The organism is Phormidium sp. CCY1219 (assembly GCF_035615515.1).
Lineage (GTDB): Bacteria > Cyanobacteriota > Cyanobacteriia > Cyanobacteriales > Laspinemataceae > CCY1219.
Genome location: NZ_JAJENT010000894.1, coordinates 18,858 through 42,181 on the forward strand (window position 1 = coordinate 18,858; position 23,324 = coordinate 42,181).

Here is a 23,324-nt window from a genome sequence, read left to right on the forward strand (position 1 = left end):
CCTCCCCTCGGGAGAGGCATTCTACAACGTGGTATCTTACAGATGATTTTCGAGCTGAACCGTGCGCTGTTCCGTGGTGCGAATCATGCAAGTATCGTAGCCGGCATTTCCGCCACCGGTACGCTCGAATTCGCACAAAGCATCCCGATAGGCGATCCAGGCGAGTTCCGCATCTTTTAATTGCTCCTTGAGGAAACCTTCAAGTTTCCCCATGAGCTGCTGGTAGACGGTGTTGAGTCGCCGATCGCTGCTTTGATAGTTCGTCCCGATCGCCCTGGGAATTTCCCCGCGCCGATATTGGTAAAGCTCGCTGCTGCGTTGTTCCGTGAGAGTTTCCATACAACCCGATCGCAGCATCGGTTGCATGCTGCCCCCGTAAGCAATTAAACTGCTATAAAATTCGCATTCCGCATCGCGAAATTCAATCCATCGGCGTTGTGCGGTGACTAATTTTTGTCGTCGGGAAGGCGACAGGTTCGGAGTCAGGGTTTGATAGACCTGATTGAGTTCGCGATCGGCACTTTGCCAGTTTCGCGCCGCGCAAGCATTCATTTCGCTCTGGGTTTGAGGGTTGTTGCAGTTCAGTTGCGCGATTTGGGGGTGGGAAAACCCTGGAGAGGCGATCGCCACCGTGGGAATCCCCCAGGTTCCAAGGGCGATCGCCATTCCCACCATTCCCGCACCCATCCAAGTGCGCCAAAATCCTTTTTGCTGTTGTTTATTTTTCATTTTTCATCCCATCCCGCCCGAATACTGAAGTGCATTTATATCTATCTCTATTCTGTTGCCGCCCAGGGGGTTTGTCAATGGGTTAAAGTTTAATTATTTGTGAAGATTTGCAGCGGCGATCGCCGAGGGGGAAATGGGCGATTCACTGAGACCCGTTTACTTTAAAATTCGGGAAGATTGAGGGAACCGTTACCGGTGTCAAAATTTCCCCCGCTCTTGGAAAGCAAAATTGTAAATTAACCTATCGTAGCATAGTTTCTATCTGAGGTCAATTGGGGAAAGGCGGAAGGGCGATCGCTAGGGGAAAAAATCCGCACCCAGAAAAATTGAGAAACCCCCGGGGAAAAACGCGATCTGATAATGGTACTCTAAAAAAAGTCAGCAGAGACAATTTGGCGCGTGCCGACGTTGCGATCGCAAATGCGAGCATCGTGGATGTTGCCATTGATATCGTGACCCTAACTGTTTTAGAGGAGGAACCACAGAGATGAGCGAATTTTTAGATTTTCTGAAGCGCAAATGTGCTTATGTGGCGATCGGGGAATTCAAACCCGGTAAATTTGACGAAGCGAAACAGCTTTTTGAAAAAGCGGTGTCCACTTATACCACTGGATTCAAGGGAGCGTATTTATTGCAAGAACCGAACAGCGATAAAGGGATTGCGGTTATCTTGTGGGACAGCATTGAAGATATGGAAGCCAATCAAAACGAGGCTTACCAAGCAATATTAAACGAAATGTCCCATTTATTTGCCACAGCGCCCACCACATCTTTTTATGATGTTTGTAGTGAAATTCCGGCGGTTTCTGCAACTGAGGCTGAGTAAATTATTTGGCCAAGAAGTTGCCAGATAAACGCAGACAATAGAACGACTCGCGCGATCGCTTCCCATTGCTCAGGAAAAGGCTAAGGGGTAGGGGACTGTGTATCCCCAGCGATCGCGCCCCCAAAAAAGGACAATCTGGGTAAATATATTTCTTTTGGTAGATGTCAATCTTTGGAAAAATTATAGGATATTAATAGATCCGCGATCGATGACTCGTGTAATAACTCGTTCCCAGGCTCTTATCGGGGAACGCCAACGCCGAGCCTCCGTCTTCTCCAGAATTGGATGCAAAATAATTTGCACCCTGTTTGAAGAGACGAATCGGTCTCTTATCTTGTGTATTTTTAGCACCATTACCTCATCATGCCAGAACATTTTTTACTCAGTCGCGTACTGCTACAGTTCGACAGTGAAAAAGAAGATTTGCTCGAAGAACTTTCCGCCGTAGCGCTGACCCCAGATGGCAGTTTGTGGGTGGGTTCCGATGAATTTCTCACCATCGAGCGCCTTTCTCCCGTTGCCCCTTATATTTACGCAAATCACACAAAATTCAAGCTAAAAAACTACATCAACTTATTCAATGAGGACGATGAAATCGACATTGAAGGCATGGATTATTCCAACGGCTACCTGTGGGTAACCGGCTCCCACAGCACCAAGCGCAAAAAACCCAAATCCAAAAAATCCACAGAAAAAAATCTGGACAGACTCGCGACTATCAAGAGCGACTACAATCGCTACTTACTGGCTCGAGTGCCGATTATCGACGGCGAACCGTTCCAATCCTACACCGAAGATGATAGCTCGGAAGGCAAAGTAACCGCCGCGTATCTACAACAAACCGACAACAATAATATCCTCATCGAGAGCCTAAAAAAAGACGAACATCTAGGCATATTTGTGTCCAATTTTATTCCGAGCAAGGAAAATGGCTTAGATATAGAAGGAATTGCCGTAGAAGGGAATAAAGTGTTTCTCGGGTTGCGCGGTCCGGTGCTACGCGGATGGGCAGTAATATTAGAAATTGAAGTAGAAGAAAGCGAACCGGGGGTATTAACGCTGAAAGAGATTGGCGAAGACGGGCAACCCTATAAAAAATATTTTCTAGATTTAGATGGGTTAGGAATTCGAGAACTCTGTCTGGATGGCGAAGATATGATTATTATGGGCGGAGCGACAATGGATCTGGATGCCGCGATGAGCGTTTTTCGGCTGAAAGATGTATTCGATCTGGATGAAGATACCGTGGTGGAACAAGATTCCGGGGACTTGGAAGTGTTGTTTCACCTTCCGTTTACCTTGCAAACCGATATGGCGGAAGGACTCACCCTATTTCCTTGCTTGGGACAGCCAAATTCCCTACTGGTGGTGTATGATTCTCCGGATAAAGCGCGATTTATTGACGATACCTCTTTGTTTGTGGATGTGTTTAAACTGAAGCGATAAATTTGGAAATGTAGGAGCGGGTTTTTCTGAGTTAATGCCACGGTTTAGGGTCTGGGTAGAGACGCGATTAATCGCGTCTCTACAAGCGGCGATCGAAGGAAAATTATCAACCTGCTCCCATCGGCGGTTTAAGGTTGCAGTTCTTGCAACTGCATTAAATGTTCCGGGCAAAACATCGCCACGCCGACGGCGATGATTTTTCCGCTATAAAGCGCTCGCACTTCTAATTGTTCTTGGGGCAATCCTTCGCTGGCGATCGCCTGTGCCACTTCGGTAGCAAATTCGGTGACCGAATCGCCGGCGTTGAGCGCCGTGCAAGTTTCGCGCGCCAGTTGCATGGCTTTTTTGCTCCCCACTTGTTGGTGAACTTGGATTTCTTCTGGGGTTAAAATGCCTTGTAAAAATTCTTCAAAATCCTGGGCTTTTGCCTGGGTTGCAGTGCATAAAACCAAGGCGAGAGATAGGGCAATTCGGGATGGTTTCCACATAACATACCTGAGTGAATAAATGAGTTAGCTGGATTAAAAAACCGACGGGCTTACCCCTAAAGTTAGCTGAGGGATTTTCTCCCCTAGAGGCCACTGGAAACGCCAAGTGGCGCGGTTAAGGGTTAGGATACCCTTTTTTGTTGGATTTCATATCATCGGAGCAAAAAAAATTTTCTGGATGGGAAAAAATAGACTGGAGGGGCAGCCGCCACCATCTTTTCTAGGTAAGTTTATTTTGTATATGCAATGTAAAGCAAAATTAACGGAGAGATTTACTTTTACAGGTTTCCGTAATCTAATGCATTTAGATTGCAATTTTCGCCTAGTTTATGCATAAAGATAAAGGTGAAAAAATGAATGTTTGGCTAGGAGTTTAAGGGGTAAAAAAGGCGGGGGAGTTAATTTTGTCGGTGTGAATTTTATCTTGCCTCTATGGATTTGAGCGATCGCTATGTTAGAACGGATTTGGGAGTGGCTCGAAACCTGCCCACTGGCGATCGCGGCTCGATTGTCATACCGGACATCGGCGAAATGCGATCGCCCCAGTGAATTACTAGCAGGTATTTTGCAAATGCAACCGATTTGGCTTTGCCCAAAGTCAGTTCCAGTAAAAACCTCTTTAAACAATGCAATTTATTTTCAGAAAAAAAATTGCCAGTAACCAAGCCATTCCCCTTAATTTTGCGCGGAATTCCCCAGTGATTCTGCGTTTAAAGAGAGGACAGGGTGCCCCCGTTGGGGTTGCGCTGGTCTACCCACCCCTTCTTTATCATTCACTCTTGAATCTATGCCTCGTCGATTTATTCTCCCCATAGCGTTATTTCTGCTAACCCCGATCGCGATCGCGATTATGCAATTTAGACTTCCCGCCCAGCCCCTCTCGGCGAGGGAGTGGGTGTCAGATTCCCCGGCGGCGGTACAAGCGCAATCTCCGGGGAATCTAGACTGGGAAAAAAATCCCGGTAGACTCTCCCCAAGGGAAATCTCCTCCAACGAAGGAAGGATTTTTCACCATTTCCCAGCGCTCGATTTAAGCGTTCCTTTTGATAAGGACAAAACCGCGCCGCAAAGCGCAATTACGCGCAACGAAGAACGACGATTTAGCGAACAAACCTCTACAGAGATTCCCACCTACGAAACCATCGATATTCTCTGGCTTTTACTCTGTTCCGGCTTAGTTTTTATCATGCAAGCGGGATTTATGTGTTTGGAATCCGGACTTACCCGCTCTAAAAATAGCATCAACGTTGCCGTAAAAAACTTCACCGATTTTGGCTTATCCGTCGCGTTATTTTGGGCATTTGGATTCGCCTTAATGTTCGGCAATTCTCTGGGAGGATGGATTGGCGGCAGTGGATTTTTTTTAGATGGAGATGTTGCCCCATTTCAAGCCGCATTCTTTTTGTTTCAAGCCATGTTTTGCGGCACGGCAACTACCATTGTTTCCGGTGCGGTGGCAGAACGGATGAAATTTAGCGCGTATTTAACAGTGGCTTGCTTGATTTCTGGGGCAATTTATCCGATTTTCGGACATTGGGCGTGGAATGGGGCGCAGACCGGAATGTTTGTCGGCTGGTTAGGAAAAATGGGGTTTGTAGATTTTGCCGGTTCTACGGTGGTTCACAGCATTGGCGGATGGGTTTCTTTGGCCACATTATTAATTGTTGGACCGCGTGCCGGTCGATTTCCCAAACAGGGAAAACCGGAAAAAATTCACGGGTCTAATCTGCCAATTTCCGTGCTTGGAGCGTTAATTTTATGGTTGGGTTGGTTTGGGTTTAATGGGGGAAGTACCCTGGCGTTAAACGAACAAGTTGCGGGAATAATTGTGGATACGGTGCTCGCAGGGGTGGCGGGTATGATGAGCGCAATGACGCTTGCTTGGCGGGCGCGGGGGATTCCGGATGTAGACGTGCTGGTGAATGGATCTCTGGCCGGTTTGGTGGCGATTACCGCCTCCTGTCATGCCGTAACCGGATTATCTGCAGTGACCATTGGGGCAATTGGCGGCGCAGTCGCCCTCGGGGTAGATGCAGTATTAGTGAGACTGAAAATCGATGATGCGGTGGGTGCGATTCCGGTTCACTTGGGGGGCGGGATTTGGGGCACCTTGGCGGTGGCGTGGTTCGGGCAAAGCGATCTGCTGAATACGGGGTTAACCCGGTTGCAGCAGTTTGGGGTGCAGTTTTTGGGCACCTTCGCCTGTTTTGTCCTGGCATTTGGCAGCAGCTACTTAGTGCTAAAGGTCGTCAATTTTTATTTTCCCTTCCGAGTGTCCCCCGCCGACGAACATATTGGGCTGAACGTTTCGGAACACCGTGCGAAAACCGAGATTTTGGATTTGTTTCGCGTGATGGATTTTCAGGCGAAAACACAGGATTTGAGCTTGCGCGTGCCGGTGGAACCCTTTACCGAGGTGGGACAAATCGCCGATCGCTACAATCAGGTGATGGATGCCCTAGAAGAGGAGGTGACGCGCAACGAAGCGATCGTGAATACCGCCACAGACGCGATCGCCACCTTCGCCCAACCCACTGTGGAAATTATCACCGCCAACCCCCGTGCATCAGCCATCTTTGGCTATCCGCGCCAGCAGTTGCTCTACTTACCACTATACAAACTCATTGACTTCGGACTCGATGTTTCCTCCTCCCGGGAGGAATTCCTCGAGAAACTGGCATTAATTTTATCAGAAATTGTGGCCGCCGGCACCCCCTGCGAATTAATCGGCATTCGCGCCGATGGTTCTCGCTTTCCGGTAGAAGTGTCAATCACCGAAGTCCAATTACGAGAAGTTACCTTTTATACTGGCACTTTTCGCGATATCACCCATCGCAAACACGCGCAACAAGCCTTACAAGAAAGCGAAGAACGATTTCGCCGCTTATCTGGCGCAACCTTTGAAGGGATTCTCGTCCACGAAGATGGCAAAATTATCGATGCCAATCAAGCGGTAGCGCGGATGTTGGGCTATGAAATTTCGGAAATTATCGGCACCAATGGACTGAATTTCGTGGTGCCAGAACATCGAGAAACGGTGTTAAAAAAGATTGTTTACGGGGATGAAATGCCCTATGAAGTGTTAGGATTGAGAAAAGACGGATCTACCTTAGTGGTGGAAATCGAAGCCAAGATACTGCCTTATAAAGGACGCGAACTGCGAGTGGCAGCAATTCGCGACGTTACTGCCCGCAAAGAAGCGGAAGCGGCGCGCAGAGACAGCGAACAGCGATTTCGCGCGGTGATGGAACAAGCCGCCGATGCGTTTATTATTCACGATGTTAATGGTAAAATTATTGATGTAAATCGCGCTGCTTGCGATAGTTTGGGATACACTCGCGCGGAATTGCTGCAGTTATCGGTGCGGGATATCGCAGATGAGAAAGTGTGGCAAAAAATGGAAACCGAATGGCAAAAGATGACTCCCGGAGTTCCGATCGCGATCGAAGGCATTCATCGCCGTCAGGATGGCACAACGTTTCCGGTGGATACCCGCGTGGGATTAATTGAAGCGGGGAATCGCCGATTAATTTTAGCCCTCTGTCGCGATATTACCGAACGCAAACAAGCCGAAATTGCCCTGCAAAGCGAACGAGAAAAGTCGGAACAGTTGTTGCTTAATATTTTGCCCGAGGCGATCGCGGAAAAACTGAAGCAAAATCACAGTACGATCGCCGATGGATTTGCCGAAGCCACGGTTTTATTTGCGGATATTGTCGGCTTTACTCAACTTTCTTCTCGCATTTCCCCCACCGCCTTGGTTCACTTACTCAACGATATTTTTTCTTCCTTCGATCGCCTTGCGGAACGTCACGGATTGGAAAAAATTAAAACCATTGGAGATGCCTATATGGTGGTGGGCGGATTGCCGATTGTCCGGGCGGATCATGCAGAAGCGATCGCGCAAATGGCGTTAGATATGCAGCAAGAAATTATCGCCTTCAGCACGAAAACTCGCGAACCGTTTACCATCCGCATCGGCATTCATTCCGGTCCGGTGGTAGCGGGGGTGATCGGATTGAAAAAGTTTATTTACGATTTGTGGGGCGATACGGTGAATGTCGCCTCTCGCATGGAATCTCACGGCATCCCCGGGGCGATTCAAGTCACCGAAGTGACCTATCAACTGTTGCAAGACAAGTTTTTGTTTGAAAAACGCGGCACCATTCACGTGAAAGGAAAAGGGGACATGACGACCTATTTGTTACGGGGCAGAATTAGCGATTGCTCTCCCGATGTGCCGAAACAATAATGCAGTAGGGTGAGCCTCGCCCACCCTACATCTCAAGGAAACGAGTGCGAATTGGCGGCGTCGCACATCCGCTTACCAAGGACTGCCGATGGTGGTAAAACCCGCCCAGTAGAAGGGATGGGAGAGTTCGGAATCCCCCAATTGAGACAGGGCATCGGGCAGATCCATCGCCCGAGTGGAGTTGACCAGTTGACCGGACTCGAAGCGCAGGGTACCTCGGATCATCGCCATCTGCGCCTGACGCAGGGCATCGGCTTTAATCGGGGCGCGTCGCAGTTGGGTATAAAATTCGGTCATCAGGGCTAAAGTCGCTTCATCGCTGACGTACCACAACGAGGCGATCGCGGACTTGACGCCACTGTGGACGGCTAACCCAGCAAACCCTAATTCCGCTTCGCGATCGCCCAGGGCGGTACTGCAAGCACTTAATACCAATAAATCTACGGGTGGATAGTGCAAATCCAGGGTTGGCACTTCATCGAGTTCTAAGCGTTCGTCCCACAGTTGAATGTAGGAATTGCGCGCATTTCCGGAATCAAATCGCGCGTGAGTGGCGAGGTGGATGATTTCAAATCGGTCGGTTTCTCGCTGTTTCTCCAGCGTCTCCACAGTAAATTCTTCGTTGATAAACGATTTTCCCGGCCAAATATTGTGCGCGATCGCTTCTAACTCCAAAGGCACTGCCGGTAACGGGGCTTTATCGGCAAATTCAGACGCCCCCATTGCCAACAGTCGCGCATTTTTCATCGAAGAATAGCTGTGTGAGGTCAGGCTAAATGTGGGAATCAAGCTGATGCTGTATTTTTCAATTAAAAATTCCTCACTATCGTGCAATGCTGCCACGGGAATACTCCGCAACCCGCTATCCAAAGACATCAGCAAGGTCTCGATTTGCAGCGCTTCTAATTCCCCTGCAAAGGGTTCGACCATCCAACTATACAACTGTTGTGCCGATGATAAATAGGTGGTTAAATTGCGTCGCTTCGGATCCGTGACCTGCTGGCGGAATTCGGTAATCACCGGAAATAAGGCCGATTGCGGCGCATCGGCGACGGTTTTGCGGATCGGGTCGCCCACCGCCGGCACCAACACCAGTTCCAAGCGATCGGGGCGCGTAACTACATATAAAATTGCCGATTGCTTGCCAGTGTCAGCGGTAAGAGTTTTTAAGCTGCGCTGGAAATTCCCCAGGATCTCGCTTTGCTGCGGCAGTTCCGCCGTCACTCCCAGATGTTCCTGAAATTCGAAATTCCAACTTTGTTCGATCGCCCAAATTGCCCCCTCGGTATTATTCTCCGCCAATGCGTCATCGAGGGCAACCGATCCACCCTCGGAAGTCGGAGTAGAGGTGGAATCTGACGCCGAGGATGCTCTACCATTGGTCGTCGGCGATGTATCACGCCCCGATACTTGGGACGTGCTGGGGGCGGAGGTTCCGCTCTCGTTGGGCAAGTCGCGATACACGCTGGGGTCTACCCGCAAAACCTGCTCTTGCGGCATGTGCCCGGGATTTTCCAACGGCGCGATCGCCTCGCGGTGGGTTTCTGCCTGCATCTCGACTTCAGCATCATCCCCATTGCTGGGATTTTCTGCTGGCGTCGGTTGTGCGATGGGCGGAGGCGAGGAATTTTCTGCTGGCGTAGCTGGCGCGATCGCTTCGGTTGCTGCTAACATTTCAGTCTCTTGTTCCCCGACAGAGAGTTCTGGCAAGGATAAGGAAAGCGATCGCGATGGTTCAGTGGATGTTTCTACAGATTCCTCAGCGGATAAACTCTCTGGCAATAGTGTTTCTGCGGATAAGGTTTCCGCACTCACAGTTTCTTCCGAAGGCGTTTCCGCACTCACAGTTTCTTCCGAAGGCATTTCCGCACTCACAGTTTCTTCCGAAGGCATTTCCGCACTTGCGGTTTCTGCGGGTGGGGGTTCCCCGGATGGCGGTTCTTCTGTGGGAGAAGATGGAGACGCCGAGTCTGCCGATGGCGGCGAATTCGATGCCTCTACAGTTGGGGGAGTAGGGGGTAGATCTGTGGTTTGTGCGGGTTGTGACGGCGCTGTCGGTTCCTCGACGGTGGGTTGTGAGGGTTCTACCGATTCTTCGGACGCCGCAGGGGAGGGTTCTACTGGTTCCTCGACCGTGGGTTGTGAGGGTTCTGCCGGTTCTTCGGGAACCGATTCTGACGGTTCAGCAGAAGCAGTATCGCGGGTCGGGGGTTGGACATTCGGTAGAATCTGAATATTTCCTTCTACATAGTCATATAAAAAGGTTCCCGGGGCGTTAGCATCGGAACCGATGGTGTTGCGGTCGATCGCAGTTGAGCCAGAAACAAGGCGTCCGGCGGTACCATTCACACTGGGGTCGCCGACGACAAAAGGAATCTCGCCGCCACCGCCGTGACGAATGATAATCGAACCGCCCCGATCGCCCCCGATGGTAGAAATGCTGGCGGGTTGGCCGCTGGCGTCGGTCAAGGTATCGGTAGCGCGGAAATGCCGACGGGTGATAATTTCCACGTTACCGCCATCTATGCCCCCTTCGGCATCGATCCAGCTCACTTGCACATCCAAATCCGGATCGATAAACACATCGCCGCCATTGCCTGCGGTTCCGGAGGTATCGATCGCGCCGCTGGTGACTTGAGTTTGGGCGTAAATATCCACCGACCCGCCATCGATCGCGCCGGATGCGTTTATATCCTCAGTGGTAATGATATCGCTTAGGGTAGTTTCCGAACCGAGGGCGATCGCGCCGCCACTGCCCGAGGGCGAACCGGTGGCAATCTCGCCGATCGCGATATTTCCCGGGGTCTCCACCCGCAGGGAACCGCCTTCGGTCTCGCCAGTGGTATCTATCTCGCCTAGGGTAATATCGCCGCTGGTGCTGGAGACGGAAACAGCGCCACCGCGATCGCGGGTAGAAGCGGTCTGGATATCCCCGGTGGAAATGTTACCCGATGCTTTGATTTCCACTTCTGCGCCCTCGACAGAGTTGGCACGGGTATCCAGGGTGCCATCGCGAGTATCCACTGCCCCGGAGATGCTGCGGAGGTCAATCTGGTTGGCAGTAATCTCGCGGGTGAGAATGTCCCCCTCGCCGGTGAGTTTTACCGCACCGCCATCGGCCACCGATATCGCACCATCTAGGCGAATCGTGCCGTTAGAGGTCACATTCATTCCCCCGGCGGCGATCGCGATGGTGGAGGCCGCTTCTACAGACTGCGCCCGAATCTGCAAGCTCCACAGGGGGGTTATATTTCCCACTTCGCGATCGAAGCGCAGGTTGCCGGTGCCAGCATCCACACTTAGGGGGTAATTGCCATTTACGGTGCCGCCAAAGATAATATCGCGATTGTTGCCTCGCACTTCTGTGCCGCCTTCCAGCCGGATATTCGCTGCTGTGAAGGTGAGGGAAGCATCTTCCGTAGTGGCGATCGTGCCATTTAACGCCAGGGTGTCGCCGCGCACGATCGCCGAGTCGCTAAATTCCGTACTCACTTGGGTTGCGCCGAGTCGCGTGGTGCCGATACTGTTTTCTCGCCCCACGGTAATCGACTGAAACCCATCTTGCACCTGGGCCAGTTCGGGCACCGTCAGGTCTAAAGTGCTGCTGTCCCCATCCACTCCCGTCTCTTGCACCGACAGGGCCACATCTAAGCTGGCGGTACTCGGTTGCAGCACCAAGTGTCCCTCACCCCGGAGAGGATCGTGCAGGTTAATTTCGTCGGCGGTCACGGTTAAATCTGTCAGGGGAGTGGTATCTCCCACCGGGCGCAGGAAGCTCACCGTGCCGGTGCCGGCACTGACCTGCAAGGCGTGCGATCCATTTAGGGAGGCATCGAAAGTAATGTTCTCGCCTTCGGTGGTTACTGCAATATTGTCGTGCAGTTGAATGCCGCCGTCGGTGGATAAGGTGAGCGATGCGTTGTCGCTGCCGGCGATCGCGCCGCTCAGATGAATCGTTCCCGTTTGCGATCTCACGGTGAAGGGATCGCTGAGGGAAATATCGGCAACGGAAATTTGGCCGATGCCATTGGCACGTCCGATAGTAATCGAAGCAAAGCCTTCTTGCAAGTACCCCAGTTCGGTAACGGTTAAATCTAGGGCGGGGGTGTGGTTATTCACGTCCCCGAGGCGGATATCGCGATCGGGTAAAAGCGTTTGTAAAGTGAGATTTCCCGATCCGGTCACCGTATCGGTAAAGTCCATCGCATTGCCACTGAGGATCGGATCGCCGATCGCATTTAACGGGGCGTTGAAGTAGAGAAAATTCGCACTGGCATCTCCTGCTAAGGTTGTCGGTGCTTTCGCCCACAGGGTTTGCAGGGGAGTGGTGCTGCCGATATCTCCATTCAGCAGAATCGTCCCCGTCCCCTGGGTGAAAAGGTACAGTTCGTGAGACCCATCCACTGTGCCGTTTAACAGCAGGTTGCCGCCCCCGGCATCCATCGCGATACTGCGATCGAGGGAGAGTGCTGCATCGAGGGTAATGCTATTATTGTTCGTGGTGATATTTCCCGGCGTTACCTCACCCTCACTCGCCACCGAAATTGCCCCGCCATTGCCCGATGTTGCCGAGGCAGCGATATTTCCCGTGACGATGCGATTTGTACCGTTCAGGGCGATCGGACCGCCAGTGCCCGTGGATTCGGTGGAGGAAGTATCCAGATTGCCGGTTCTCAGTTCGTTGCCCGCACGGATCGAGATGCCGGCATTGGCGGCGATATCTTGGGTGGTAACATCGGTGGCGGCATTTAGCTGAATCGCACTATTATCTTCGCCGGAAATCGCCGCCGTAGCGGTAATCGACCCGTCCCCTTGGGGGGACTGAATTGTTACCGGGTCGCGAAAGGCGATCGCCTCGGAAATGACGATCGCGCCACTCCCGCTGTCATGTCCGATAATAATGCGCTCGAATCCATCTTGTAAGGCATTGAGTTCTCCCTCATCCAACTGAACCCGATTGCCTATACTGCCTAGGGTCAGATCCGCGTCCGGATTGTGAGGCTGAATCTGCAATACCCCCGTGCCGGCGAGTTGCGTGGTGCCGTTGAAATTGAAGGAATTGCCAGTCAGGGTCATCCGCCCCCCATTTTTCAGGGTGCTATCTTGCAGCAATATGCCGCCGCTGCCGGTGCCCGTGAGAGAGATATTTCCGCTGTCGGTGGCAATGCTGCTGTTATCCAGGGTAATGCTTTCCCCAGTGGCGATGAACTCGCCGCCATCGGTGGCGATCGCGCCATTCGTGAGATTTACCCCTCCGCCATTGGTATTATCGGCATCGGCAGTTAGGGCGATCGCGCCGCCGTTGGAGTTCATCTCACCAGCGCGAATGTTTCCCCCGGCGCTGACGGTTACGGCGTGACCAGTTGTCGTGAGGGAACTGGCGGATAAGTCGATTTCGCCGTCGGTTTCCGGGGACTGCACCTGCAGCGAACCGCTAAACTGCATGTCCCCGGTGAGGGCGATCGTCCCGGAAGAAGTCTCTGCACCGATGGTAATGCCGTCGAAGCGATACTCTACTGGGGTAGAGTCGGTATTGGCAATCGTGAGGTCGTTGGCGGGATCGAGCGGCTGAATGTCCAGGGTGCTGCCGCTGAGGGAGAGATTCGTGCCGGAAAACTCTACAGTATCGCCAGTGAGATTTATCGTGCCGCTTCCGGCATCGATCGCGCTTTGGATATCCAGGTCGAGAGTGCCGTTGCTGCTGCCGGTTATCGCGATCGCACCCCCGTTAGAGGATATCGCCCCGGTAATCCCTACCCCCGGTTCCGTGCCGTTGCTGGTGCCGGTTAAAGCGATCGCGCCGCCTTGGGAGTCCAGGGGAGTGGCGATCGATATTCCCATACCGCCAGCACTTTCTCCCGTCATCTCCAACGCACCTCCCCCGGAATCCAGGGAAATGCCGGGGTCGAGGCGCACCCCCGGTTCTGCCGTGTCCTGGGTTTTACCGGTTAAACTTATCTGACCTCCCTCAGAGGTGAGGGTGGTGTTTTCTAGGTGGATGGCGATATAGTTTTGATTTTCGGCAATCAGGGAAATATCGCCGCCGCCGGAGTCTAGCACGCTACCCCCATTGAATAAAATCCCCTGCGATCGCACCGACTCGCCGACGATCGTGACATTTCCGCCACTAGAGGCGATCTGGCCTTCGATTCGCACCCCTTGAAAGGCGTTGTAATTTGCTGCAGTTCCCGAGAGATAAATTTCACCCCCACCGGAATCGAGCGCGCCGTTGGAGGTAATCACAATGCCCCGATGCCCGCCATTTTGCGCCACGCCCTCTAGGGTAACATTACCGCCCAAGGTGGATATCGTGCTATTGAGGTTCACGCCACCGCCACCGGGTTCTGTGGCAGTGAGTCGCCGTCCCCGTATCGTGAGATTGCCTCCCGAGGTAGAAATCGGGCGATTCACGTTGACCCACCCATTACCCCCGGCGAGGTTCCCATTGTTGCCGTTGAGAATCAGATTTAACGGGGCGCTGCCCGTTGCGCCAGCGATCGGCTCGTCGATGACGATATTATTGTGAGCGTTCAGCTTCAGGGTTCTTTCCAGGGTCAGGTTATAATTTAGCGGGGTACTGAGGGTAATGTTCCCCGCTTCCGGGCCTCCCGTACCGGTGGCAATGGTCACATTTCCGGAGTCCAATGCTTGGAGAATCAGGTCTACGCCCAATTGCGCGTTATGGCCGGCGGATTCAAATGGGGAAATGCCGTTAATATTGCTAGACCCCGCCCCGGGCACGATTTCGATATTATAGGGGTCGATCAGCCATTCCCCTGCTAACCCGGCGATCGCACCTACATTGGGCACTGTATTCACCGCTAACCCTTGCAATCCGCTGGTTTCGATAAACCCGCCATTGCCGGAACGCGCGCCGCCCCTTGCGGTGAGGGTGCCGCCAATTGTCGCACTTTCGGCGGCGAACAGCACGATCTGGCCGCCATCGCCATCGGTGCGGGCATCGGCACTGACCACAGAATCCTCACTGACGAAGGTTTGCAAGGCATTGGGCAGCGGGCCGCGTCCTTGGCGAGTGCCCCCCACGAACACCTCACCGCCACTGCGTCCCGAGGCATCCACCCTCGCGCCAATCAAAGCAATGCGCTCTCCCAGCACGGATATACCGCCCCCCGGACTGCCCGGACCGCCAGCTACATCCAGGGTGCCAGTGGCGATCGCATCCCCGGTGTGCGGGTCGAGGGCAATCCCGGAACCGGAAATGGCGAGCGTGCCATCCGCCCGCACTTCCACGCGATCGCCGTGACTCACACTACCCCCCGTGAGCAATTCCGGCAACCACAGGGAGGTGAAGGCGTTGGTAGAGGCGGTGAGAGGCGCAGGGTAAGATACATCTAAACTCAGCAGATGATTCTCTTGGGAAATGCGAACCAGATGTTCTCCCGGAACCGCTGCTAGGGTGATGGTTCCTCCGGGTGCGGATAAGGTGCCGGCATTCAAGACTTGGGTGCCGAGAAGGGTTAAGTTTTGTTCCGGTTGCACGGATAAGTGGCCGAAATTGGCGATCGCTCCTGCATTGTCGGGTAGCACAAATGCCGAGGGAGTGCCGACTAAACTCGCCCACTGATTGTCGCCAATGCTGTTAAACCAGTGCCCTTCACTCAATTGAATGCCCGTGGCGGAAGTGGCAAAAAAGTCCGCCGGTACGTTTAACGATGCATTCAGTCCGAAGACAATTCCCGCTGGATTCACTAAGAATAAATTGGAATTTCCTCCCGTGACTTGAATGAGTCCATTAATTATCGAAGCATTCCCCCCCGTCACTCGTCCCACAATGTTGAAAATTGTCGGGTTGGAATGAAAAGTCGCGCTCTGTCCGGCATCTAAACCAAAGCGCTCGAAACTGTGAAATAGATTGGCTCCATCCCCGGATAATTTTCCCCCACGAATGTGAAATTCATCCCCCTCTGGCGTCACCCGGGTTCCCGTATCTTCCGGGGTGGGGGCGATGGGTTGGGCGAGGATTTTTTTATGATGAGTAATTGTTAAATTCAATACCGCTAGGGCGGCGATTAAAAAACTACGGCTTTTCATAATTATTCCTTAGACGAGCTGCCTCAAAAAGACGAAAATGGGGCAATTTTTCTGTGATGGCTTTTCTCGGGACAGCGATCGCGCTCGATCCGGGTCAATGCTTGTTTTCTGCTAAAACGCTCATCGTTACCCCTGCTTCTGTGTTAGACAAAATCTCCTCACCAATGAATTAGTCTTTTTGCTTATTGTGGCCGATTTTCTCATTATTGGTTCCTTCCTAAATTTAACTCATCTCAATCTCAGTGACAAGCGATCGCCCCTGCTTGTTTCCGTGAAATCCACAGGTTCATCCGTAGGGTAGAGAAAGGATGCCGAAGAACTACTGAACTTTTTTTTCGTTTTATGTAAAACATTCGAGCCGCTCGAAGGTACTGCAAATTTATGCAGCCAAAAAGCCGCAAATCCACTTTTATACCTTGGTTTGCGATAATGAAACCTGGTGCTGAATTCCGAATTAACCTGCGAAGGATTAACTGCACCGTTACATTAAAATTTGCCGCGATCGCCCCGGGATGGCATGGCGAAAAGGGCGCGATCGCCCTTGTAGAAAAGCAAAGGTAACAAAAAAAGTAACAACTGACGAGAAACTGCTGCCAGAATGTTACCTTCTTTTGCACTCCAGATACTTGACAAAATAAACTGAAACTGATGCGAGACCTGACCGATGGGGGTCATTGGCCTTGCGCCCCTCCCTCCATCATTCAAAACCCCAATAAAAAAGCCTCCCGAGGGAGGCTTTTTTCTCTGCTAACGACTTAATGTCGCGCCGTATGAATTAGGCCGGTTTGGTTTCCGTAGGTTTTTGCAATTGGCGAAGGATTTCGGCTTTTTCCAGCAACCCGACTAATACGCCATTATCGTTAACCACCGGCAGTTGCGAAATGTCTTTTTGTTCCAACAAAGTGACCACTTCTAGCAAGGACAGGTCGGAATTGACAGTGGTGGTATTTTCCACCGTTTTCATCAAGTCTTTCACCTGAGTAGTAGGCCATTGCGAAGTAGAGACCAGTTTCAAATCATCCACCGAAATCGACCCGATAAAAGCGCCCGCTTCGTTAGTGACTAAGAACTTGCGCCATTGGGTTTGACCGATAATGTATTCGTTGGCAAATTCGCGCAGGGTCAGGTTTTCAGAAACGATGGGGCTATTGGGATTGACCGCATCAGCAGCAGTGAGGTGAGAGAGTTTGTCTTGAATCGTGGCAGACTGGGCCGCAGTTCCCGCATTTTGCAGCAAGAAGAAACCGATTAACAGCGTCCAGAAGCTACCGAAGTTACTGAGACCCAAGATAGAAAGTGCGCCAGTGACGATCGCGAACCATCCGATCGCTTGTCCCACTCGTCCGGCGAAAATTACCCCTTTATAGGGATTGCCGGTAATCTTCCATACCAAGGACTTGAGGATGTTCCCGCCATCGAGGGGCAAACCGGGAATCAGGTTAAACAGGGCGAGGATTAGGTTAATCGACGCTAACAGTCCCAGCATCGCGCCCACCGGACCGCCTACATTGGTGACGACTCCGATCGCGGTGAATATACCGAACAGCGCTAAGCTGACTAGCGGACCGGCGATCGCCACCCAAAACGATTCTCCCGGGGTTTTCGATTCTTTTTCTAAACTGGCTAAACCGCCGAATAAGAACAAAGTGATAGATTTCACTTCGATTCCCTGGCTAATCGCCACCAGGCTATGTCCCAGTTCGTGGGCTAACACCGAAGCAAACAGCAGCAACGCCGCCACAAAGCCCAACATCCAGGGAACTGCACCTCCCATTGGAAATTGTCCTGCCAGCCAACCCCCGTAACTTAGGGTGACTAAGCCCAGCACTAAAAACCAAGAAGGATTTATATAAAATGGGATTCCAAACAAGTTGCCTACACGGATATTGCCGTTCATTCAGGCTACCTCCTTTATCTCTATAAAATGCACCTTTGTCGTGCTTATGTACCTAATGTAACAAAACTTAATAGGAAAGTCAATCCCCCCTTAGTGGTAGAAACCGCACCCAAAGGTTCGGTTTCCGAAAAGCATACTCTGACTTTGATTGTAGGCTGCTTTTTCAGCAGCAATTTTCCCAAGAAAAATCCCGGCTTCCCTTCCTAGCAGTAAGCACTAATATCTTCGCCACATTCATCGGCGAGATAGCATAAAGCGCGGAATCGCAAACTCACCAGTTCCTCGTAAAAGGGATTGAGCTTGCACAGGGGCGGAATGTGAAACAGAGTGTGGCCAAACAAGTTCACGTCCCGCTCAAACGGACACTGCGCCGGAATTAACTTGCACAGCAAATGCGCCATTTCCGGATTGGTAACTTCAATGGCATCCAACCAGTGGCGCAATGGGTGAAGAATTTCATCCATCACGTGCAGAGATTTTTGCTTCCAATGATGTAAAGGCGTCGATAAAACAGGCATCGAGTTTCACTCCTCTTCTTTCTTTTTTCGTCTGAATTAATTTGCTATTTATAGTATGACCGATTTTAGGCCGGGATGCCGTGACCCAAAAGTAGTAAAAACCGTGATTTACACCTCAGCTTTTCGTGATGTAAAATACTCCTCAATGCGATCGCAAACAACCGCCACCGCGATCGAAATCACAGACACTCTCTCCCCAGAGTGAGATTGCCCCAGATTCCGCGATCGAACCCCCCACCGTCGGGTGCGTCACCCCCCGCAATTCATCAATGGGAGAATAACCCACGTTTGTGGGGGGGGTGACGCACCGCCCCCATAGCGCGATCGCCCTATATCCTTATCCCGAGGATGGGATGATTTCCCTCCCATGCCCCATGCCCGGGGATGAGTTGAGGCTACATAGCCGCAGAAAACCCCTTGAAATTTACAAACTCTTTACACAGCTCTCCTAAACTATAAAGATCCGAACAAGATAGATTTTTCCTCTTGCCTAAGCTGGAACATTGCCTCTAGAGTGGAAGTAAACAGAGGTGCAGTGACGCAAAGACTATTTCGCTACGCAGCGAAATTAGCCACAGTGTTTATTCAACCCATTAAAGTGTCGATAACGGAGACCAAAGAATCATGGCGATTCATACAAGTAAAAACCTTTCAACATTCAACGCGATCGCTCGCCAATCCGCGATTGGGGTAATGGCCCTGGTTGCTACCACTGCAACCCTACTCACTGCTGAAAGTGCCTCAGCTCAGGTGACGAGACAGCAGTATGACCAACAATACGAAAACGCACCCAGCGATTTGTTGCGCTTAGATTTCGACGCTTGGACGCAATTTAACGATCTGGTGAATGACGAGCGCAATTCCCTCAATACCCTCAATCTGCCGCAAGCTGACCTGAGCAAACTGCGTTGGTCCGGAGGCGTGCAAGATGTGGAAGTTTTCTTCATCAATGAAGGGGCGGGCTATCGCAATCAGCTATTTTACTCTGTAGATAGCGGAACCACGAAAAACAAGATTTTTGACGATATTTCTTCCCCCCTGAGCATTCTTTCCAACAGCAAAGGCCCCCTGAAACTGGGTGAAGGAGCCAGCTTGGGCAATTTTGCCGGAAACACCTTTATTGATTTCTTCGTGAAGTCTAACGGCAAAAATGGCGGCCAACAGTTCCTCGGGTTTGACCCAAATCTAAACTCCGACAACCTGACGCACGTTCTCGGATATACTGTGGGCGACTACTTGCTCCTGGGGTTTGAAGATATCGTGGGTGGCGGAGACGAGGATTACAATGACGTGGTTTTTGCCGTCAAAGGTGTGACCACTTCCGTACCCGAACCTTCTTTAATCCTCGGATTGTTAGGTGCCAGTTCTCTAATGATGATTCGCAAGCGCCACGCACAATCAGAAGCGTAATGTTAGCTGATTTAACAATAAACCCAGCCTGAGATAGGCAGGGTTTATTTTGCTTTTCAGCTCGATTGTCATCCGAACCCCCCACCGGTAGGGTGCGTCACCCCCCGCAATTCATCAATGGGAGAATCAGCCACGTTTGTGGGGGGGGTGACGCACCGGCCCCACACCCGCACCGGCATGAACCAATCCAATGGCGCTGGTTGCGGTTGCTTCGGCGATAATTACAAGGGCGCGTTGGGAAACCTGCATCATTACTTGCCTCAAACTCGATGATGCATCTAAAGTTGAAAAGAATTGTAACAAGTGCTTTACACCCGAGTGCCAATGTGTATTAACCCAGGCAGATGACCGATCGCCGAATTGGGCGATCGCTCTGGCATGGCAACATCATTAGCACTATTGGAAGATATCGAACTGGGTAAAGGCAATCTCGATGCTGCGGAACAATATTTAACCGAAGCTTTAGGGAAAATGGAAAAATTGGGAATGAGGTGGGAGATTGCCGAAACCAATTTTGACCTGGCGCTACTCTCGCGGAAGCGCGGTAACGAAGACATTGCCCAGCAGCATTACCAGAAAGCGCATGACATTTTTCAAGAATTGGGGGCGGCGAAGGATTTAGAACGCATTGAAAGAGAGTGGAATGGTGAGGATTGACCAATGACTTACAATAAGATGCCCGCGATGCAGGCGGTAGTGAAACAGGCAATGGAACCGGCAATCATGGTTCGCAGGCCCAAGCGAGCTAAATCCGGTTGACGATGGGGGGCGATCGCGCCAATGCCGCCAATTTGAATGGCGATCGAGCCGATGTTAGAAAAACCGCACAGAGCATAGGTGGCGATCGCAATGGCCCGTGGGGAGATTGCCTGATTTTGGATTAAACTTTGCAAATCCAAATAAGCAATAAACTCATTTAAAATCGTCTTTTTCCCCAACAAAACCCCCACCTGTGCCGCATCTACCCAAGGAACTCCCATCAACCACGCCACTGGTGCCATTAAATACGATAAAATCCACTCCAAAGAAAGTTGCGGCACTCCTACCCAACTGCCGATGCCGCCTAAAACTGCATTCACAAAAGCCAACAATCCCAAAAATGCGATGAGCATCGCTGCCACATTCAGAGCCAATTTTAACCCATCCCGCGCCCCAGATGCTGCCGCATCAATGGCATTGGCATAGGTAGTTTCCACTTCCATTTTTACCGTTCCTTGGGTGACAGATTTCTCCGTTTCCGGATACAGTAATTTAGAAATGGCCAATGCTGCCGGTGCGGACATCACCGAAGCGGCCAGCAAATGTTCTGCCGGAATTCCAAAGCTTAAATACGCCGCCAAAACCCCGCCGGCAATGGTAGCAAATCCCCCGGTCATTACTGCATGAAGTTCCGATTGGGTCAGTTTAGAAATATAGGGTTTAATCATTAAAGGAGATTCGGTCATTCCCACAAAAACATTCGCCGCACAACTGAGAGATTCCGCCCCAGAGGTCTGCATGGTTTTCATCATTCCCCATGCCATGCCCTGCACCAAGCGCTGCAAAATCTGATAGTGGTACAAAATGCTAATACAGGCGGAGAAAAAGATAATGGTAGGAATCACTTTAAACGCAAAAAAATGCTCGGTAAAATCCTCGCCAAACACAAATTCCGACCCAGCATCGGCAAAGTTGAGAAAGCGGTTTACGGTTTCGCCGAGAAACTCAAACAGGGCTAAACCCACGGGAGTTTTGAGGATAAAAACTCCCAAACCAAGCTGCAACCCAAGCCCCCATGCCACGGTGCGCCAGCGCACCGCTTTGCGATTCACCGAAAACGCATAACACAGCGCCACAAATGTCACCAATCCTAACAGAGAAATTGCTCGTTCCATGACTGATTTTTTACCCCTAAGCACGGATGCAAAATAATTTAACTCGTTCCCAGGTTACCGCCGAGAAACGCAACTGCCGAGGCGGAAGCGATCGCCGGCGTTTCTTAACCAACGAGTGAAGCTGGGGCAACCACTGCCGGCGAGAAACCCGGTTTTTTATCCCCTCGGAAGTGGGCGGAATAGAGGTGAGAAAAAATCGAGCGAAAATCGGACGAATTCGCAACCCATTTGACTCCAACCCCGCTTCTTGTCTCTTTTCCCCAAACCCCCCCGAATCGCCCCATATTCGCGAACATTTTACCAGAGGGTGGGTTACAATACAATAGACAAATGAAAAATAGTATTTTATAATAGCCTGGAAGGGGGGGCAGGGCACTGGAAGCGGTGCCGGCAAGGCTTCAGGCGTGGGACTTGACGCCCCTGGCGAAGAGTTACCCACATGATTGAAAGGGCGGGGATGACCTCAACGCGAATAACCATCGAGGAATAAAAAACAATGGATCGAGTTTTATTTCGCAAAATTCACCGAAAAATTGCGCCGATTTTGTTCTTTCCTTTATTGCTCAGCGCCCTCACCGGCATCATTTATCGCCTGGGCAAAAGCTGGTTTGGCATGTCTCCAGACACCGCCAATTTTTTTATGGTGATTCACCAAGGGGAATTCTTGGGAAATCCCATCAAACCGATTTACGTGCTATTGGTTGGGTTAGGACTGATTGGCGCGATCGCCACTGGTTTGACCCTGATGCGCCGAGGCGGAAGCGATCGCGCGAAAAACCGTGCCAAAAAATTCAGCGATCGCCAGTTGCATCGCCTCCTAGCCCCGATTTTTTTCCTCCCCTTACTGCTCAGCGCCCTAACTGGAATTATCTACCGCCTGGGCAAAAGTTGGTTTGGCATGTCTCCTGACACCGCTCATCTGTTTATGGTAATTCACCAAGGGGAATATCTAGGAGATGTCTTGAAGCCAATTTACGTTTTGCTAGTCGGATTAGGGGCGATCGCACTCCTCATCACCGGCATCCAAATGCTGGGCTGGTTTCGCCACCGCAAAGGCAAAAAAGCAGTTTAAATTCTGGCAAATGGTATGGCATTTTTGACTCCTTCCCAGCACATGCGGGGAACGCCTCCCCTTCCCAAAGTAAGGCAAGCCCAATCGGCACGCTTGCTTAAATGTTATGGCATTTTGGCCTTCAGCCATTATAGAATAAGAGGATATGCTTTCCCCAAGTCGCCGGAGCAAAATCTCCGGAAGTTGGCCGGAGGGAAATGGCATTTTCGGGCAAAATTCGTAGTTCTAGCAACGGAGAAAAAGGAATGAATCGTCGGGAGTTTATGAGTTGGGTGAGTGTTGGTTGCATGGCCAGTTTTTTACCCGTGGCGATCGCCGCTTGTTCCCCCAACGAACAAGCCCAAACCGAAAGCTCCAATCCGCCACCGCCGCCACCGCCCACCGATTCTTCAGAGTCCGAGGGATTTGAAGCGGTGGGCACCGTAACTGAATTAGACGAAAACGGTGCAATCCTCAATAAAGAATTTCCCGGCGGTTCGGTTCTGGTTATCAGAAACCCGGAAGATGCGGCGATCGTAAATGCCGTGAATCCCACTTGCACCCACGAAGGCTGTACGGTAGAATGGAATGTCGGCGAGAGCAAATATATCTGTCCCTGCCACGATGCCGAATACAGTGCAGACGGCACAGTGCTGCAAGGGCCAGCAACAGAGTCTTTAGCCACTTATACAGTTAAAATTGAAGGAGACTCCGTGTTGGTCAAATCCCTTTAATGGGGTGGGGAGCATCACAAAATCGAGATGCAGATTCGCCATAAAAA

Annotated in this window: 16 protein-coding genes; 8 read left to right on the forward strand and 8 right to left on the reverse strand. The window is 51.3% G+C overall.

Annotated elements, in window-relative coordinates; genetic code table 11:
- Positions 1 to 36: 36 nt before the first annotated feature.
- Positions 37 to 729, reverse strand: a complete 693-nt coding sequence (locus LKK83_RS29305) for a lysozyme inhibitor LprI family protein (protein WP_324635001.1) — start codon at positions 727 to 729, stop codon at positions 37 to 39.
- 487 nt (positions 730 to 1,216) lie between these two features.
- Between LKK83_RS29305 and LKK83_RS29310 the strand changes: the two genes are divergently transcribed.
- Both LKK83_RS29310 and LKK83_RS29315 read left to right on the forward strand, forming a co-directional pair.
- Positions 1,217 to 1,555 (forward strand): antibiotic biosynthesis monooxygenase, encoded by a 339-nt coding sequence (locus LKK83_RS29310; RefSeq protein WP_324635002.1) that lies wholly within the window; start codon positions 1,217 to 1,219, stop codon positions 1,553 to 1,555.
- A 363-nt stretch (positions 1,556 to 1,918) separates the two neighbouring features.
- A complete protein-coding gene (locus LKK83_RS29315) occupies positions 1,919 to 3,001 on the forward strand; it encodes a DUF3616 domain-containing protein (RefSeq protein ID WP_324635003.1) in 1,083 nt (360 codons plus the stop codon).
- 128 nt (positions 3,002 to 3,129) lie between these two features.
- Here LKK83_RS29315 and LKK83_RS29320 read toward each other — a convergent pair whose 3' ends face one another.
- Positions 3,130 to 3,489, reverse strand: a complete 360-nt coding sequence (locus LKK83_RS29320; RefSeq protein WP_324635004.1) for a DUF732 domain-containing protein — start codon at positions 3,487 to 3,489, stop codon at positions 3,130 to 3,132.
- Positions 3,490 to 4,276: 787 nt separating this feature from the next.
- Between LKK83_RS29320 and amt the strand changes: the two genes are divergently transcribed.
- The gene (gene amt, locus LKK83_RS29325; RefSeq protein WP_324635005.1) at positions 4,277 to 7,741 is read left to right on the forward strand and encodes an ammonium transporter; all 3,465 of its coding nucleotides are present in this window, start codon (positions 4,277 to 4,279) and stop codon (positions 7,739 to 7,741) included.
- A gap of 72 nt (positions 7,742 to 7,813) precedes the next feature.
- On the opposite strand, the gene LKK83_RS29330 is transcribed toward amt, so the two are convergent.
- Entirely contained in the window at positions 7,814 to 15,793 is a 7,980-nt protein-coding gene (locus LKK83_RS29330; RefSeq protein WP_324635006.1) for a CHAT domain-containing protein, read from the reverse strand.
- Positions 15,794 to 16,222: 429 nt separating this feature from the next.
- Here LKK83_RS29330 and LKK83_RS29335 point away from each other — a divergent pair, with 429 nt between their 5' ends.
- Positions 16,223 to 16,354 carry a hypothetical protein gene (locus tag LKK83_RS29335; protein ID WP_324635007.1) on the forward strand — a complete coding sequence of 44 codons (132 nt, stop codon included), beginning with the start codon at positions 16,223 to 16,225 and terminating at the stop codon, positions 16,352 to 16,354.
- Between the two features lie 214 nt (positions 16,355 to 16,568).
- On the opposite strand, the gene LKK83_RS29340 is transcribed toward LKK83_RS29335, so the two are convergent.
- The 3 genes from LKK83_RS29340 to LKK83_RS29350 all read right to left on the reverse strand — a co-directional run bounded on the left by LKK83_RS29340 (position 16,569) and on the right by LKK83_RS29350 (position 18,494).
- Positions 16,569 to 17,690: a site-2 protease family protein gene (locus LKK83_RS29340; RefSeq protein ID WP_324635008.1), complete on the reverse strand. Its 1,122-nt coding sequence runs from the start codon at positions 17,688 to 17,690 to the stop codon at positions 16,569 to 16,571.
- Positions 17,691 to 17,893: 203 nt separating this feature from the next.
- A complete protein-coding gene (locus LKK83_RS29345; RefSeq protein ID WP_324635024.1) occupies positions 17,894 to 18,154 on the reverse strand; it encodes a Mo-dependent nitrogenase C-terminal domain-containing protein in 261 nt (86 codons plus the stop codon).
- A gap of 196 nt (positions 18,155 to 18,350) precedes the next feature.
- A complete protein-coding gene (locus LKK83_RS29350) occupies positions 18,351 to 18,494 on the reverse strand; it encodes a hypothetical protein (protein ID WP_324635009.1) in 144 nt (47 codons plus the stop codon).
- A 338-nt stretch (positions 18,495 to 18,832) separates the two neighbouring features.
- Between LKK83_RS29350 and LKK83_RS29355 the strand changes: the two genes are divergently transcribed.
- Positions 18,833 to 19,618 (forward strand): DUF4114 domain-containing protein, encoded by a 786-nt coding sequence (locus LKK83_RS29355; RefSeq protein WP_324635010.1) that lies wholly within the window; start codon positions 18,833 to 18,835, stop codon positions 19,616 to 19,618.
- 126 nt (positions 19,619 to 19,744) lie between these two features.
- Here LKK83_RS29355 and LKK83_RS29360 read toward each other — a convergent pair whose 3' ends face one another.
- The gene (locus tag LKK83_RS29360) at positions 19,745 to 19,870 is read right to left on the reverse strand and encodes a hypothetical protein (protein ID WP_324635011.1); all 126 of its coding nucleotides are present in this window, start codon (positions 19,868 to 19,870) and stop codon (positions 19,745 to 19,747) included.
- Positions 19,871 to 19,996: 126 nt separating this feature from the next.
- Between LKK83_RS29360 and LKK83_RS29365 the strand changes: the two genes are divergently transcribed.
- Positions 19,997 to 20,275, forward strand: a complete 279-nt coding sequence (locus tag LKK83_RS29365) for a hypothetical protein (protein ID WP_324635012.1) — start codon at positions 19,997 to 19,999, stop codon at positions 20,273 to 20,275.
- A gap of 8 nt (positions 20,276 to 20,283) precedes the next feature.
- On the opposite strand, the gene LKK83_RS29370 is transcribed toward LKK83_RS29365, so the two are convergent.
- Entirely contained in the window at positions 20,284 to 21,492 is a 1,209-nt protein-coding gene (locus LKK83_RS29370) for a NupC/NupG family nucleoside CNT transporter (RefSeq protein ID WP_324635014.1), read from the reverse strand.
- 496 nt (positions 21,493 to 21,988) lie between these two features.
- Between LKK83_RS29370 and LKK83_RS29375 the strand changes: the two genes are divergently transcribed.
- Positions 21,989 to 22,564, forward strand: a complete 576-nt coding sequence (locus LKK83_RS29375) for a PepSY domain-containing protein (RefSeq protein ID WP_324635015.1) — start codon at positions 21,989 to 21,991, stop codon at positions 22,562 to 22,564.
- A 245-nt stretch (positions 22,565 to 22,809) separates the two neighbouring features.
- Positions 22,810 to 23,277 carry a QcrA and Rieske domain-containing protein gene (locus LKK83_RS29380; RefSeq protein WP_324635016.1) on the forward strand — a complete coding sequence of 156 codons (468 nt, stop codon included), beginning with the start codon at positions 22,810 to 22,812 and terminating at the stop codon, positions 23,275 to 23,277.
- The last annotated feature ends 47 nt before the right edge of the window (positions 23,278 to 23,324 follow it).